General features: G+C 43.6%; 10 protein-coding genes and 1 pseudogene. 9 read left to right on the top strand and 2 right to left on the bottom strand.

Features of this window, described 5'->3' with window-relative positions:
* Positions 1-3,588: 3,588 nt before the first annotated feature.
* Positions 3,589-4,428, top strand: a pseudogene (locus JOC31_RS09955) (DUF445 family protein); the annotation flags it as partial.
* A gap of 793 nt (positions 4,429-5,221) precedes the next feature.
* Here the strand turns inward: JOC31_RS09955 and JOC31_RS09960 are convergent.
* Entirely contained in the window at positions 5,222-5,503 is a 282-nt protein-coding gene (locus JOC31_RS09960; protein ID WP_275586109.1) for a hypothetical protein, read from the bottom strand.
* Here JOC31_RS09960 and JOC31_RS09965 point away from each other — a divergent pair.
* From JOC31_RS09965 to pheT, 8 genes are all read left to right on the top strand, one after another.
* Positions 5,494-5,649 (top strand): LPXTG cell wall anchor domain-containing protein, encoded by a 156-nt coding sequence (locus JOC31_RS09965; protein ID WP_275586110.1) that lies wholly within the window; start codon positions 5,494-5,496, stop codon positions 5,647-5,649. The genes JOC31_RS09960 and JOC31_RS09965 overlap by 10 nt on opposite strands.
* Before the next feature lie 157 nt (positions 5,650-5,806).
* Complete coding sequence (locus JOC31_RS06255) at positions 5,807-8,266, top strand: bifunctional DnaQ family exonuclease/ATP-dependent helicase (protein ID WP_205017305.1); 2,460 nt, start codon at positions 5,807-5,809, stop codon at positions 8,264-8,266.
* Between the two features lie 31 nt (positions 8,267-8,297).
* A complete protein-coding gene (locus JOC31_RS06260) occupies positions 8,298-8,762 on the top strand; it encodes a cell wall elongation regulator TseB-like domain-containing protein (protein ID WP_205017306.1) in 465 nt (154 codons plus the stop codon).
* 50 nt (positions 8,763-8,812) lie between these two features.
* On the top strand, positions 8,813-9,994 hold the full coding sequence (locus tag JOC31_RS06265; protein ID WP_205017307.1) for a pyridoxal phosphate-dependent aminotransferase: 1,182 nt from the start codon (positions 8,813-8,815) through the stop codon (positions 9,992-9,994).
* 61 nt (positions 9,995-10,055) lie between these two features.
* Positions 10,056-11,402 carry an asparagine--tRNA ligase gene (gene asnS, locus JOC31_RS06270; protein WP_205017308.1) on the top strand — a complete coding sequence of 449 codons (1,347 nt, stop codon included), beginning with the start codon at positions 10,056-10,058 and terminating at the stop codon, positions 11,400-11,402.
* Positions 11,403-11,823: 421 nt separating this feature from the next.
* Positions 11,824-12,867, top strand: a complete 1,044-nt coding sequence (pheS, locus tag JOC31_RS06275) for a phenylalanine--tRNA ligase subunit alpha (protein ID WP_205017309.1) — start codon at positions 11,824-11,826, stop codon at positions 12,865-12,867.
* Between the two features lies 1 nt (position 12,868).
* Positions 12,869-13,393 (top strand): GNAT family N-acetyltransferase, encoded by a 525-nt coding sequence (locus tag JOC31_RS06280; RefSeq protein WP_205017310.1) that lies wholly within the window; start codon positions 12,869-12,871, stop codon positions 13,391-13,393.
* A 30-nt stretch (positions 13,394-13,423) separates the two neighbouring features.
* The gene (gene pheT, locus JOC31_RS06285; RefSeq protein ID WP_205017311.1) at positions 13,424-15,829 is read left to right on the top strand and encodes a phenylalanine--tRNA ligase subunit beta; all 2,406 of its coding nucleotides are present in this window, start codon (positions 13,424-13,426) and stop codon (positions 15,827-15,829) included.
* Between the two features lie 39 nt (positions 15,830-15,868).
* Here the strand turns inward: pheT and ypfJ are convergent, their stop codons facing one another.
* Positions 15,869-16,768, bottom strand: a complete 900-nt coding sequence (ypfJ, locus tag JOC31_RS06290; protein WP_205017312.1) for a KPN_02809 family neutral zinc metallopeptidase — start codon at positions 16,766-16,768, stop codon at positions 15,869-15,871.
* Between the last annotated feature and the right edge of the window lie 89 nt (positions 16,769-16,857).

Consider the following 16,857-nt stretch of genomic DNA (forward strand, 5'->3'; position numbering starts at 1 on the left):
GTCTCGGAGTCCCTAAGTGAATCGATATCCGAATCACTGAGCGAGTCTGTTTCCGAGTCGTTAAGTGAGTCCGTCTCGGAGTCCCTAAGTGAATCAATCTCAGAATCGCTAAGCGAATCGGTTTCCGAGTCGTTAAGTGAGTCCGTCTCAGAATCGTTAAGCGAATCAGTGTCAGAATCATTAAGCGAATCAGTTTCCGAATCCCTAAGTGAGTCAATTTCTGAATCGACCAGCGAGTCCGTTTCAGAATCCACAAGTGAATCAGTCTCAGAATCCCTCAGTGAGTCAGTCTCAGAATCGCTAAGCGAATCAGTATCAGAATCACTGAGCGAGTCCGTTTCAGAATCGTTAAGTGAGTCCATTTCTGAGTCAACAAGTGAATCGGTGTCTGAATCCTTGAGCGAGTCAGTGTCAGAATCCTTAAGTGAGTCAATTTCTGAGTCCACAAGCGAATCAGTATCAGAATCGTTGAGTGAGTCCATTTTCGAATCGTTAAGTGAATCGGTTTCAGAATCAACCAGTGAGTCCATCTCAGAATCGTTGAGCGACTCTGTTTCCGAGTCCTTGAGCGAGTCAGTTTCAGAATCGATGAGTGAGTCCATTTCCGAGTCCCTGAGCGAATCAGTATCAGAATCGCTAAGTGAGTCCATTTCCGAATCCTTAAGTGAATCCGTCTTAGAATCTCTAAGTGAATCAGTTTCCGAGTCAACCAGTGAATCAGTATCTGAATCCACAAGTGAGTCCGTCTCAGAATCGATGAGCGAGTCCGTTTTAGAATCCTTGAGTGAATCGGTTTCCGAATCCTTAAGTGAGTCCGTCTCAGAATCGATGAGTGAGTCCATTTCCGAATCCCTCAGCGAGTCCATTTCCGAGTCCTTGATCGAGTCGGTTTCCGAATCCCTAAGTGAATCAATTTCTGAGTCATTGAGCGAGTCAATCTCAGAATCCTTGAGTGAGTCCGTCTCAGAATCGCTAAGTGAATCAGTTTCTGAGTCAACAAGTGAATCGATCTCAGAATCGCTAAGTGAATCGGTTTCCGAATCCTTAAGCGAATCCGTCTCTGAATCCCTCAGCGAGTCAGTGTCTGAGTCATTGAGTGAATCCGTCTCAGAATCGTTGAGCGAGTCGGTTTCCGAATCCTTAAGTGAATCAATCTCAGAATCGCTAAGCGAATCCATTTCCGAGTCAATTAGTGAATCGGTCTCCGAGTCCACAAGCGAATCCGTCTCTGAATCCCTCAGCGAGTCCGTCTCAGAATCGCTAAGTGAGTCCATTTCAGAATCCTTAAGCGAGTCGGTTTCCGAGTCAACCAGCGAATCCGTCTCAGAATCGCTAAGTGAATCTGTTTTAGAATCCTTAAGCGAGTCAGTATCCGAGTCGACAAGTGAATCAATCTCAGAATCGCTAAGCGAATCCATTTCCGAGTCCTTGAGTGAGTCCGTTTCAGAATCGTTGAGCGAGTCCGTTTCCGAATCATTGAGCGAATCAGTTTCCGAGTCTCTAAGCGAATCCGTCTCAGAATCCACAAGTGAGTCCGTCTCAGAATCGCTAAGTGAATCCATTTCCGAGTCAACAAGTGAATCAATCTCAGAATCCCTAAGCGAATCAGTATCGGAATCGTTAAGTGAATCGGTGTCTGAATCAACAAATGAATCCATTTCCGAGTCATTGAGTGAGTCAATTTCCGAATCGTTGAGCGAGTCCGTTTCCGAGTCAACAAGTGAATCAATCTCAGAATCATTGAGTGAGTCCGTCTCCGAGTCCCTAAGTGAATCAGCTTCCGAATCATTGAGTGAGTCAATTTCCGAGTCGTTAAGTGCATCCGTCTCAGAATCGCTAAGCGAATCCGTTTCCGAGTCATTGAGTGAATCCTTATCAGAGTCACAAAGCGAATCAGTGTCCGAGTCCTTGAGCGAGTCCGTCTCCGAATCAATAAGTGAGTCCGTTTCCGAGTCATTGAGTGAATCGGTATCAGAATCATTGAGCGAGTCAGTTTCCGAATCCTTAAGTGAATCCTTGTCCGAGTCACAAAGCGAATCAGTATCTGAGTCATTGAGTGAGTCAATTTCTGAATCGTTGAGCGAGTCAGTATCCGAGTCAACAAGCGAATCAGTTTCTGAATCATTGAGTGAATCCTTGTCAGAGTCACAAAGCGAATCTGTTTCTGAGTCGACAAGTGAATCAATTTCTGAATCAACTAGCGAATCAGTTTCAGAATCGTTAAGTGAATCGGTTTCCGAATCCTTGAGTGAGTCCGTTTCCGAATCGCTAAGTGAATCAGTATCTGAATCAATCAGTGACTCCGTGTCAGAATCGCTAAGTGAATCCTTGTCAGAGTCACTAAGTGAGTCCGTGTCAGAATCATTGAGTGAATCCGTGTCTGAGTCAACAAGTGAATCAATTTCTGAATCCCTCAGTGAGTCAGTCTCAGAGTCACAAAGCGAATCCGTTTCCGAATCAACAAGTGAATCAATCTCAGAATCATTGAGCGAATCCTTGTCAGAGTCACAAAGCGAATCTGTTTCTGAGTCGACAAGTGAATCAATTTCAGAGTCATTGAGCGAGTCAGTTTCAGAATCGTTGAGCGAATCAGTGTCAGAATCGCTAAGTGAATCAGTATCTGAGTCTCTAAGCGAATCGGTTTCAGAATCGCTAAGCGAGTCCGTCTCCGAGTCGACAAGTGAATCGGTTTCAGAATCAATAAGTGAGTCAGTCTCAGAGTCAACCAGCGAATCCGTCTCCGAGTCCACAAGTGAGTCCATTTCAGAATCGCTGAGTGAATCAGTGTCCGAGTCCACAAGTGAATCAGTATCTGAGTCCTTGAGTGAATCCTTATCAGAGTCACAAAGCGAATCCGTTTCCGAATCATTGAGTGAGTCAGTATCCGAGTCACAAAGCGAATCAGTTTCTGAGTCAACAAGTGAATCAATTTCTGAATCAACAAGCGAATCAGTGTCCGAGTCAACAAGTGAATCAATCTCAGAATCCCTTAGCGAATCAGTATCGGAATCGTTAAGTGAATCCGTTTCAGAATCGCTGAGTGAATCGGTTTCCGAGTCGTTAAGCGAGTCCGTTTCCGAATCCCTAAGTGAATCGATATCCGAGTCATTAAGCGAGTCAATTTCAGAGTCGTTAAGCGAGTCCGTCTCAGAATCGTTAAGCGAGTCAATTTCTGAGTCGACAAGTGAATCCGTTTCAGAATCGCTAAGCGAGTCAGTTTCAGAATCCTTGAGTGAATCAGTTTCCGAGTCATTGAGCGAATCAGTATCTGAATCGCTAAGTGAGTCCGTCTCCGAGTCATTGAGTGAATCAGTTTCAGAATCCTTGAGCGAGTCACTTTCAGAATCAATGAGCGAGTCAGTTTCAGAATCATTAAGTGAGTCAGTGTCCGAGTCACAAAGTGAATCCGTTTCCGAATCAACAAGTGAATCAATCTCAGAATCATTGAGCGAATCCTTGTCAGAGTCACAAAGCGAATCTGTTTCCGAATCCTTGAGCGAGTCAATTTCAGAATCGATGAGTGAATCCGTCTCCGAATCCTTAAGCGAATCCATTTCTGGATCAACTAGCGAGTCAATTTCAGAATCGATGAGTGAATCCGTCTCCGAATCCTTAAGCGAATCAGTATCGGAATCGTTAAGCGAATCGGTGTCTGAATCAACAAGTGAATCCGTCTCAGAATCCCTAAGCGAGTCAGTATCTGAGTCTACAAGTGAATCGGTTTCCGAGTCGTTAAGCGAATCTGTTTCCGAATCATTGAGTGAGTCAATTTCAGAATCGTTAAGCGAATTGGTGTCTGAATCGATCAGTGAATCAGTTTCAGAATCATTGAGTGAATCGGTCTCCGAGTCCTTGAGTGAGTCAATTTCAGAGTCAACCAGCGAATCCGTATCTGAGTCATTGAGTGAGTCAGTGTCAGAGTCATTAAGCGACTCCGTCTCCGAATCGTTGAGCGAGTCAGTTTCAGAATCAATCAGTGACTCCGTGTCAGAGTCCTTGAGTGAGTCGGTTTCAGAATCATTGAGTGACTCCGTCTCAGAATCTCTGAGCGAATCGGTCTCAGAGTCCACAAGTGAATCAGTTTCAGAATCATTAAGCGAATCAGTATCTGAATCCCTCAGCGAATCCATTTCCGAATCCTTAAGTGAATCGGTTTCCGAGTCAACAAGTGAATCCATCTCAGAATCGCTAAGTGAATCGGTTTCAGAATCCTTAAGTGAGTCAATCTCAGAATCGCTAAGTGAGTCCATTTCCGAGTCGACAAGTGAATCCATCTCAGAATCGTTAAGCGAGTCCGTCTCAGAATCGTTGAGCGAGTCCGTCTCAGAATCGTTGAGCGAGTCCGTTTCAGAATCGTTGAGCGAATCAGTGTCAGAATCGCTAAGTGAATCAGTATCTGAGTCTCTAAGCGAATCGGTTTCAGAATCGCTAAGCGAGTCCGTCTCCGAGTCGACAAGTGAATCGGTTTCAGAATCAATAAGTGAGTCAGTCTCAGAGTCAACCAGCGAATCCGTCTCCGAGTCCACAAGTGAGTCCGTTTCAGAATCGCTGAGTGAATCCATCTCCGAGTCATTAAGTGAATCCGTCTCCGAGTCCACAAGTGAATCAGTATCTGAGTCCTTGAGTGAATCAATTTCTGAATCAACTAGCGAGTCAACCAGCGAATCGGTTTCAGAATCGTTAAGTGAGTCAGTGTCAGAGTCATTGAGCGAGTCCGTCTCAGAATCGTTGAGCGAATCCGTTTCCGAGTCCTTAAGTGAGTCAGTGTCAGAGTCATTGAGCGAGTCCGTTTCAGAATCGTTAAGTGAATCGGTTTCAGAATCCTTGAGTGAGTCCGTTTCCGAATCGCTAAGTGAATCAGTATCTGAGTCCTTGAGCGAATCAGTGTCTGAATCCCTAAGCGAATCCGTCTCAGAATCGTTGAGTGAGTCCGTTTCCGAGTCAACAAGTGAATCCTTGTCCGAGTCACAAAGCGAATCAGTATCTGAGTCCTTGAGTGAATCAATTTCTGAATCAACTAGCGAGTCAACCAGCGAATCGGTTTCAGAATCGTTGAGTGAATCCGTCTCCGAATCAATAAGTGAGTCCGTTTCCGAGTCCACAAGTGAATCGGTATCAGAATCCTTGAGCGAGTCCGTCTCCGAGTCCTTGAGTGAGTCAATTTCGGAATCGTTGAGCGAATCAGTGTCCGAGTCCTTGAGTGAATCAATTTCTGAATCAACTAGCGAGTCAACCAGCGAATCGGTTTCAGAATCGTTAAGTGAGTCAATTTCCGAATCGTTAAGCGAATCCGTCTCAGAATCGTTAAGTGAGTCCATTTCCGAGTCGTTAAGCGAATCCGTGTCAGAATCGCTAAGCGAATCGGTTTCCGAGTCAACAAGTGAATCGATATCCGAATCACTGAGCGAGTCGTTATCAGAATCGATGAGCGAGTCCGTTTCAGAATCGTTAAGTGAGTCAGTCTCTGAGATAACAAGTGATTCAAGTCATCATTTGTCAACATCAGCAACACCAAATGCGAAACATTCTTCTAAGCTTCCAAGAACAGGTGAGGAAGAGTCACGACTAGCAGGTTACCTTGGAGCTGGATTGCTCTTTGCAAGCCTCTTTGCTCGCAAGCGCAAAAAAGATGAAGGCAATGAAGACTAACACCAAGCATTCAATAAGCCTATAAGAACAATCCTTTTCATGTACTTGTGGTTGCCTTGTCTATCACGTGATAAAATCAAGAAGAAGTTGGGACTTTATCCCAGCTTCTTCTTTTTACTTGTAGCGATTGGAGCTAACATGGTATAATTGGACTATTATGACGGACAAGGTTTCTAGAAAATACGCTGTTGTTGACTTAGAAGCGACGGGGGCTTCTGCAACAGCACGAATTATTCAAGTTGGAATTGTGATTATTGAAAACGATCGCATTGTAAAAACATATCAAACAGATATTAACCCCCATCAAACGCTCAGCGACCACATTGTATCCTTGACTGGGATTACAGATCAGCAGCTCGCAAAGGCACCTGAATTTTCACAAGTTGCTAAAGATATCTATCAGTTGATTGAAGATTGTATTTTTGTTGCCCACAATGTCAAATTTGATGCCAATCTGCTGGCAGAGGAGCTCTTTATGGAAGGGTTCGAGTTGAGGACCCCGAGGATTGATACCGTCGAGTTGAGCCAGATTTTTTATCCTGGTTTTGAAAAATATAACTTAGGGCAATTAGCAGAGCACTTATCGTTAGAGCTAGAAGAAGCGCATACGGCTATTAGCGACGCTTATGCTACAGCTCAGCTATTTTTGAAATTACAAGAAAAAATAAAGGCTTTGCCTCATCAAACCCTACGGGTTCTGTCTCGTTTTGCTGACAGCCTTCTCTTTGAGACGCGGATGGTCATTGATCAAGCTTTGGCTGAGACAGAAACCCCACATGATTATCTAGAGGTTGGTGATATTCTCCTAAAGCAGGATCAGCCAGAAAGAGAAGAAAGGCACTTTTCGATTAGTTTTGAGACCAATATGGCTTTACTTGGCTTAGAGCCTCGTCCTCAACAAGCAAGTTTTGCCCAATCTGTCTCCCAAGAAGTTGGCTTAAAGCCACACTTTATTCAAGCTCAAGCAGGCTTGGGTAAGACCTATGCCTACTTATTGAGTTTATTATCGCAACCAGATACTTCGCAGTTAGTCGTCTCCGTACCGACGAAACTCTTACAGGATCAGATTATGGCCAAAGAGGCAGCTGCGATAGCAGAGGTGTTTCAAACGTCTTGTCATAGCTTGAAAGGGCCTGCCAATTATATTAAATTGGATGCCTTTCAAAAACTTTTGGACCAAGTAGATCAAAACCGCCTAATCAATCGCTATAAAATGCAAATTTTGGTATGGCTCCTCGAGACTGATACTGGGGATCTTGATGAAATCAAGCAGCAACAACGGTTTGAATCCTTTTTTGACTATATTCGTCATGACGGTGAACTTGATGATAAGTCGCCCTTTAAGGATTGTGATTTTTGGGAGAAGACTTATCGGAAAGCCAAATTTAGCCGTCTCTTGATTACCAATCATGCCTACCTTTTGACAAGAGTAGAGGATGATCCTACTTTTTTAACGAATAGGGTCTTGGTTGTCGATGAGGCACAGAAGATTTTCCCTGCATTAGAAACCTTTTCACGTAGTCAACTTAATCTAAACCAAGCAGTTCTCTGGATAGAAGAGCAACTCAAGCAATCTAAAGACCTTTTGGTGACCCGCTTGCTGGAGACTATTCAATTTCAATTGAGCTATTTAGCTCAGCGTTTCCATCACCAACACCAAGCAGAGGTTAGCCCTGAGTTGATAGCTGATTTAAGTGAAAATGTCGCAGCGCTTTATCAAGAAGGTTATTTTTACGAAGATCTCAGTAAGATCTGTCAATCTCGCTTTGATCAGTATTGGATTGAGTCAGCAATCTCCTTGGATAAACGTCAGACCGTGTTGCAGGCGGCGCAACCGCAGTTGATGCGACTATCAACTTTGCTTCCTGAAACTTGTCGAACCTTGTTTGTTTCTGCAACCTTGGAGATCAGTCCGACCGTTAGTTTAGCCAGTCTGTTGGGGTATGAAGAGTATGTGATGACAAGTCTGCCAGCTACTCAATCAAAAGATCAAAAGCTTTGGATTGATGCATCGATGCCATCACCGGATAAATCCGATCAATCAGCTTATGAAGAGTCCTTGGTACAGCGATTAACAGTTTTAGCTAGTTTTGAAAAGCCTACCTTGGTTCTTTTTACATCAAAACAATCAATGCTTTCAATATCAGATCAGCTTGATCAACTAGAAGTTGCACACCTTACGCAAGATAAAAATGGTAAAGCGACGAATATCAAAAAACGCTTTGATAGAGGAGAAGTCAATCTTCTTCTTGGAACGGGCTCATTTTGGGAAGGGGTTGACTTTATCGACCATGACCAAATGATTTTGGTCATTTGTCGTCTTCCGTTTGATAATCCGAGCGACTATTTTGTTCAAAAAATCAACCAAACCTTAGTTAATGAACAAAAATCACCCTTTTACGACTATAGCCTGCCTGTCATGTTATTACGCTTGAAGCAAGCGATGGGACGTAGTAGCCGTAGAGATAAGCAAGAGTCAGCAGTTCTTTTATTAGATAGCAGAGCTGTCAATCGTTCTTACAGTCATTTGATTCGTGAGGCCTTGGGGCAAGACGAACAGATTTCTGTCCAAAAATTTGAAGAAATCATGTCAGAAGTTTCCCATTTTCTGATATAATAGAATAATCAATGTGTAGAAGGATGGTATCATGAAACGATTTTATCTCAGTACAAAAATGCAAGTCTTAGTTGGAACGGGTTTGGTCCTTTTGGTTCTGTTGATTTCTACACTAACTGTAACCTATATTGCTAGTCTTCCACGAATTCAAGCAAGGCAAGAAGCCATTCAAGTGGCTAAGCGGTACTCAGATATGGACGAACTTGGAAAGTTTCAACTGTTTACAGGAGACGATACTTACTATTCTCTCTTTGGAACTGATAAAAAGGGACGTGAGATGGTTGTCTCTGTTGGATCTGATAACTCGCATGTTTACGTTTATAAGCTTAGCGATGGTATTAGTGAATCGAAAGCTAAGTCTATTGCAAAGCGTCAGGGAGCCAAATCTGTTGACCGTGTAACCTTCGGAATTCAAGGAGAGACACCTGTTTGGCAAGTTAAGTCTGGAACAACCTACTATACAATTAACTTTCAAACAGGAGACTTAGTGAGCTAGGATACAGGAAAACATAGGTGAGTTGTTGATGATAGCGATGAGGAGGACTTATGACAAAATTATCTAATCGTGTTTTAGAAATGGAAGAATCAGTGACTTTGGCTGCTGGTGCTCGTGCTAAGGCGTTAAAAGCGCAAGGGCGTGACATTTTAAGTTTGACTTTGGGAGAGCCAGATTTTGTAACTCCTAAAAATATTCAAGAAGCAGCGACCCGCTCGATTGTGGATGGTAGTGCTAGTTTCTACACTGTAGCTTCAGGTTTGCCTGAGCTCAAGGCTGCTGTCAACACTTATATGGAGAATTTTTATGGCTACTCTGTTGCGCCTAACCAAGTAGTGGCAGCGACAGGTGCTAAGTTTATCCTCTATGCTTTCTTTGCGGCAGTTATTAATCCTGGTGATGAGGTAATCATTCCGACACCTTACTGGGTATCTTACGCTGACCAAATCAAGATGAATGAAGGCGTTCCAGTCTTTGTTAAGGCGACGGAAGAAAATCACTTCAAAGTGACAGCTCAGCAATTAGAAGCAGCACGTACAGATAAGACTAAAGTTGTCTTACTTAACTCACCATCAAATCCAACAGGTATGGTCTATGGGCATGAGGAGTTGGAAGCTATTGGCAATTGGGCTGTTGAGCATGACATCTTGATTTTGGCGGATGATATCTACGGTCGTCTGGTTTATAATGGTGCGACTTTCACTCCAATTTCAAGCTTATCTGAGGCCATTCGCCAGCAGACAATTGTGGTCAATGGTGTTGCTAAAGCCTACTCAATGACTGGTTGGCGTGTGGGATTTGCTGTAGGAGACCCAGAAATCATCGGTGCCATGAGCAAAATCATCGGTCAAACAACTTCTAACCTAACGACAGTAGCTCAGTATGCTGCCATTGAAGCCTTTACTGGTCCACAAGATGCCGTCGAAACCATGCGTCAAGCCTTTGAAGAGCGTCTCAATACCATCTACCCTCTTCTTAACGATGTGCCAGGCTTTGAAGTCGTTAAACCACAGGGAGCTTTTTATCTCTTCCCAAATGTCACTAAGGCCATGGAGATGAAAGGCTATACAGATGTGACAGCCTTCACCACAGCCATTTTAGAAGAAGTAGGCGTTGCCCTTGTTACAGGGGCAGGATTTGGAGCTCCTGAAAATGTTCGTCTCAGCTATGCGACTGATTTGGACACACTTAAAGAAGCCGTTCGCAGACTTCATGTCTTTATGGAAAAATAAGCTGAGCAGTCTTTGGAAGGATTTGTTCAGACAAACTAAATAACCTAAGAAAAGAGAAATTATGTCTAGAAAATTAGTAACCATTAGCCAAGTTAGTCAATATGTTGACCAAGAAGTCACAATTGGTGCTTGGGTTGCCAATAAATCTGGCAAAGGTAAAATTGCCTTTGTTCAACTTCGTGATGGCTCTGCCTTTTTCCAAGGAGTTGCCTTCAAACCAAACTTTATCGAGAAATATGGTGAAGAAGCAGGTCTTGAAAAATTTGATACCATCAAACGTCTTAGCCAAGAAACATCTGTTTATGTGACAGGTATTGTTAAGGCTGACGAACGTTCTAAGTTTGGTTACGAGCTTGATATTACTGATATTGAAGTGATTGGTGAATCAAAAGACTACCCAATCACACCAAAAGAGCATGGAACAGACTTCTTGATGGATAATCGCCACCTTTGGTTGCGTTCACGTCGTCAGGTTGCTATCATGCAAATCCGTAATGCTATCTTGATGGCATCAACAGAATTCTTTGATAAAAATGGATTTATCAAGTTTGATAGCCCAATCTTGTCAAGTAATGCTGCTGAAGATTCAACAGAACTATTTGAAACAGATTATTTCGGTAACCCAGCTTTCCTTAGCCAGTCTGGTCAGCTTTATCTTGAAGCGGGTGCCATGGCGCTTGGTCGTGTCTATGACTTTGGTCCAGTATTCCGTGCGGAAAAATCAAAAACACGCCGTCACTTGACTGAGTTTTGGATGATGGATGCGGAGTACCCATTCCTGACGCACGATGAGTCACTTGACCTTCAAGAGGCTTACGTTAAAGCCCTTATCCAAGGTGTTCTTGATCGTGCACCACAAGCTCTTGAGACCCTTGAGCGTGATGTGGATGCTCTTAAACGCTACGTTGCTGAACCATTTAAACGTGTATCATACGATGATGCGATTTCGCTTCTTCAAGATCATGAGTCAGATGAAGACGCAGATTACGAACACTTAGAACATGGTGATGACTTTGGTTCTCCACACGAAACATGGATTTCAAACTACTTTGGCGTACCAACGTTTGTTTGCAACTATCCAGCAAGCTTTAAAGCCTTCTACATGAAACCAGTTCCAGGCAACCCAGAGCGTGTGCTTTGTGCTGACCTTTTGGCGCCAGAAGGTTATGGAGAAATCATCGGTGGTTCTGAGCGTGAGACCGATTACGATAAGTTGATGGCTCGTATCGACGAAGAAGGCCTTAACCCAGCCGATTACGACTTCTATCTTGATCTTCGTAAATATGGTTCAGTACCACACTGTGGATTTGGTCTTGGTTTGGAACGTATGGTAACTTTCGTTGCTGGTACAAAACACATCCGTGAAGCTATTCCATTCCCACGTATGTTGCACCGCATCAAACCTTAATAAAACCCTTGAAAACTGTCTTTGGGCAGTTTTTCTTTTATTTTCGTTGAAAGCTCTGCTATTTTTTGGTAAAATAGTCAGTAATTGAATAGAGCTTGAGAGACTAGTAACCTTTTGGCAATTGACAGGGAGTGGGGGCCGTGACTGGAAGTCCCCTCAAGGAAAAATTGGTGAATTCACTCTTGTGTAGGCTAGGGAATTAAGGTTTGCTTTTGCAAATAAAAACGGATGGTACCGCGTGTCAACGCTCCGATTAGGAAGTGTTGGTATGTGGTATTTTGTTTTACCCAACTGTTCAACATAACGAGAGTTTAAGAGACTAAATAGAAAGGAATGTTTGGTTATATCATGACCAAACAGGCCCGAGCTAGTATTAAGGTGAGGTCAGCTTGATACTGTATAGGGCTTTGTAGCTTAATTTATGGATTTACAAGCACAATTAGAAGAGTTGAGAATCTCAACCCAGGCTAAGTTGAAAGAAATGACTGGAGAGCATGCCAAGGAACTCCAAGACTTGCGTGTCTCAGTTCTTGGTAAAAAAGGCTCTTTGACGGATCTTTTGAAAGGATTGAAAGATCTCTCGAACGAGGAACGTCCAAAAATTGGTAAAATGGTTAACGAAGTGCGTGACGTTTTGACGCAAGCCTTTGAAGAGACAGCCAAATTGGTCGAAGAGGCTAAAATCCAAGCCCAACTTGATGCAGAGAGTTTGGATGTTACCCTTCCAGGACGTCAGGTTGCCGTTGGTCACCGTCATGTCTTGACACAAACATCTGAAGAAATCGAAGACATTTTCCTAGGAATGGGCTTCCAAATCGTTGATGGTTTTGAGGTTGAAAAAGACTACTATAACTTTGAGCGCATGAATCTTCCAAAAGATCACCCAGCTCGTGACATGCAGGACACTTTCTACATCACAGAAGAAATCTTACTTCGTACGCACACCAGTCCTGTCCAAGCTCGTACGCTTGACCAACATGATTTCAGCAAAGGTCCTCTTAAGATGGTCTCACCAGGGCGTGTGTTCCGTCGTGATACAGATGATGCCACTCACTCGCACCAATTCCACCAAATTGAAGGGCTTGTTGTCGGGAAAAACATTTCAATGGGAGACCTTAAAGGGACGCTTGAGATGATTATCAAGAAAATGTTCGGTGAAGACCGCAAAATCCGTCTTCGTCCATCTTACTTCCCATTTACAGAGCCATCAGTAGAGGTTGACGTGTCATGTTTCAAATGTGGTGGTGCTGGCTGTAACGTCTGCAAGAAAACTGGCTGGATTGAAATTCTCGGAGCTGGTATGGTTCACCCGCAGGTCTTGGAAATGTCTGGTGTTGACTCAGAAGAGTTTTCAGGTTTTGCCTTTGGTCTAGGTCAAGAACGTATCGCCATGCTTCGTTATGGTATCAATGACATTCGCGGCTTCTACCAAGGTGATGTCCGCTTCAGTCAACAATTCAAGTAAAATGGCAGTTATCACCGTTGAAAAAATAGCAACTAATCAGGTCAAGGACTTGCGTCAATTAGCCATGGACAGTTTTACAGAAACCTTTGCCCATGACAATACACCAGATCAGCTGGAGCATTACTACCAAACCGCCTACTCAGAGGAGACTTTGGTAGCTGAGTTAGGTCACCCAGAGTCAGAGCATTATTTTGTCAAGGTCGACGGTCAGCTGGCAGGCTTTCTTAAGATTAACTGGGGTGCTGCTCAGACGGAGCAGGAGTTGGAAAATAGTTTTGAAATTCAACGAATCTATATTCTTCAGGCTTTTCAAGGGCATGGTCTAGGGAAAAAACTCTTTGAGTATGCGCTGCAATTAGCGCAAGAAAGAGGCTTTACCTGGGCTTGGTTAGGTGTCTGGGAGAAGAATTTCAAAGCACAGGCCTTTTATGCCAAGTATGGTTTTGAAAAATTCGCCGAGCACGCCTTTCCCGTTTCAGAAGACAAGATAGATCTTGATTGGTTGCTCAAGAAAAAACTGAATTAATACATATCAAAAACAAAAAAGAGGAAGAAGATGTTAGTATCATATCAATGGCTAAAAGAGTTGGTGGACATCGATGTGCCATCAGCTGATTTGGCTGAAAAAATGTCAACGACAGGTATTGAGGTTGAGGGTGTTGAAGTCCCAGCTGAAGGTCTGTCAAAATTAGTAGTCGGACATGTGGTTTCTTGTGAAGATGTGCCAGAAACACACTTGCACCTTTGCCAAGTAGACACTGGTGATGATGAGCTTCGTCAAATCGTCTGCGGTGCACCAAACGTAACAGCTGGAATCAAGGTTATCGTGGCAGTGCCAGGTGCTCGTATCGCTGACAATTATAAAATCAAAAAAGGTAAAATCCGTGGTATGGAATCACTCGGTATGATTTGCTCCCTCCAAGAGCTTGGCCTTCCTGAGTCAATCATTCCAAAAGAATTTTCAGATGGTATCCAAATCTTGCCAGAAGATGCTGTCCCTGGAGATGAGATTTTCAAATACCTTGACCTTGATGACGAAATCATCGAGCTTTCAATCACACCAAACCGTGCGGATGCTCTTTCAATGCGTGGTGTAGCCCACGAAGTGGCTGCCATCTACGGCAAGTCAGTCAACTTCCCTGAGAAATCTCTTACTGAAAATGGCAAAGCTGCAAGCGATGTCTTGGAAGTGGCAATCGAAAGCGACAAGGTTTACACTTATGCTAGCCGTATCGTGGAAAATGTGACCATCGCACCAAGTCCACAGTGGTTGCAAAACAAACTCATGAATGCTGGTATCCGTCCAATCAACAACGTTGTTGACGTGACCAACTATGTTCTTCTCTATTTCGGACAACCAATGCATGCCTTTGACTTTGATAAGTTTGAAGGGAATAAAATCGTGGCTCGTGATGCGCGTGACGGTGAAAAATTGGTAACACTTGACGGTGAAGAACGCGACTTGACTGCAGAAGATATCGTCATTACAGTTGCTGACAAACCAGTTGCCCTTGCAGGTGTTATGGGTGGTCAATCGACTGAAATTGATGCTTCATCTAAGAATGTTGTTCTTGAAGCTGCGGTATTTGAAGGAAAATCAATCCGTAAAACAAGCGGTCGTCTCAACCTTCGTTCAGAAAGTTCATCACGTTTTGAAAAAGGTATCAACTATGCCACAGTAACAGAAGCCCTCGACTTTGCAGCTGCTATGTTGCAAGAATTGGCTGGTGGAGAGGTTCTCTCTGGTCGTGTTCAAGCTGGTCACGTTCCTACTGAACCAGTTGAGGTCTCAACAAGTCTTGACTATGTCAACGTTCGTTTGGGAACTGAATTGACATTTGCTGATATCGAAGATGTCTTTGCCAAACTTGGTTTCGGTCTTGCTGGCAATGAGGAAAAATTCACTGTTTCAGTACCACGTCGTCGTTGGGATATTGCTATTCAGGCTGACTTGGTGGAAGAAATTGCTCGTATCTACGGTTATGATAAGCTTCCAACAACTCTTCCAGAAGCAGCTGGAACAGCAGGTGAATTGACTGCAACCCAAGCCCTTCGTCGTAAAGTGCGCAGCATTGCTGAGGGAGCTGGCTTGACTGAAATCATCTCATACGCTTTGACAACGCCTGAAAAAGCGATTGAGTTCAACCTTGCACCAAGCAATATCACTGAGCTCATGTGGCCAATGTCAGTGGAACGCTCTGCCCTTCGTCAGAACGTGGTTTCCGGTATGCTTGATACCATTGCTTACAACGTTGCGCGTAAACAAAGCAATCTTGCTATCTATGAAATCGGAAAAGTATTCGAACAAGCTGGCAATCCAAAAGAAGACTTGCCAACTGAGATTGATACCTTTGCCTTTGCCATATCTGGTTTGGTCGCTGAAAAAGATTTCCAAACTCCAGCGACACCAGTTGATTTCTTCTATGCTAAAGGTATCCTTGAGTTAGTCTTTGATAAGCTTGGACTTGATGTGACTTATGTGGCTGAAAAAGGTCTGGCTAGCATGCACCCAGGTCGTACAGCCCGTATCGAACGTGATGGTCAGGTGCTTGGTTTTGTGGGTCAAGTTCACCCACAAACCGCTAAAGATTACAGCATTCCAGAAACTTATGTCGCTGAGCTTAATGTAACAGCTATTGAAGCAGCGCTTGAGCCAGCCTCTGCCTTTGTGGAAATCACCAAGTTCCCAGCTGTTTCGCGTGACATCGCTCTGCTATTGAACAAGGAAACGAGCCACCAAGCTATCGTGGATGCCATCCAGTCAGCAGGTGTGAAACGCTTGACATCTATCAAACTCTTTGACGTTTATGCAGGTGCCAATATCGAAGCTGGCAAGAAATCAATGGCTTACAGCCTCACTTTCCAAAATCCAGCAGACAACCTCACAGACGAAGAAGTTGCCAAATACATGGAAAAAATCACTAAAGCTCTAGAAGAAAAAACAGGGGCTCAAGTCCGATAACAAAAAAATCCTACCAATAATATGTGGTAGGATTTTTGCTTAGATATTACTATTAAACGTATCACCATGTTGAATATCACCGTATTGATAGCCACGGTTAAACCAAGTTTGGCGTTGTTTTGAGGTGCCATGAGTGAAGCTGTCTGGTATGGTTCTGCCGTAAGCCTGCTTTTGCAAGGTATCATCGCCAACTGCGTGGGCAGCGGTCATGGCTTCTTGGATGTCATCTGTATCAAGGAGTTTGTTGTCTTGGACATATTTTGCCCAAGCGCCAGCATAGTAGTCTGCTTGTAATTCAAGTCGGACATTGAGTGCGTTAGCTTCTTTTTCTGACAGTCCTTGTCTTTGTTTATTATATTGAGACATGATACCTAGCTCTTCTTGAATGTGGTGTCCGACTTCGTGAGCGACAACGTAAGCCATGGCGAAATCCCCCTTGGCACCGTATTTGTCACCTAACTCACGATAAAAGGACAAGTCGATATAAATCTTTTGGTCTCCTGAACAGTAGAAAGGTCCAGCTTGTGCTGAGCCTTGTCCGCATGCCGTTTGGACACTGTCAGTGTAATAAACCATGGTTGGAAAATCGTACTGACGACCGTTCTTCTGAAACTCCTGACTCCAAAAATCTTCTGTCGAAGCTAGGACTTTGCTGAGAAATTGAGCCTCTTGATCAGTTGCTTGGCTGGATTGAGAGGTGGTTTGATGACTAGTGACTGATTGTGGGCTACTCGAGTTGCTACCTAAAAGCCCTCCCAAACCAGAAATACCTCCGAAAGCGACTAGAACGAGGACAAGAATGAGCTTACCTTTCCATCCTAAGCGTGAAAAGAGGGCAGAAAAAAGTGGATTAGAAGCATTGGTGTAGTTATTTTGAGAGCTAGTTTGTCCACGACGATCGTCGATATGTTGGCTCTCTCTAAGTTTGTCTGTTTTCATAATTATCTCCAAAGTTATTTCTTTTATTATATGATAATTTACAAAATAAAGTGAGCAAAAACGCTCAACCACTCAAAAAAGAGATAGAA

Source organism: Streptococcus saliviloxodontae, assembly GCF_016908655.1.
In the GTDB taxonomy this organism is placed as follows: domain Bacteria; phylum Bacillota; class Bacilli; order Lactobacillales; family Streptococcaceae; genus Streptococcus; species Streptococcus saliviloxodontae.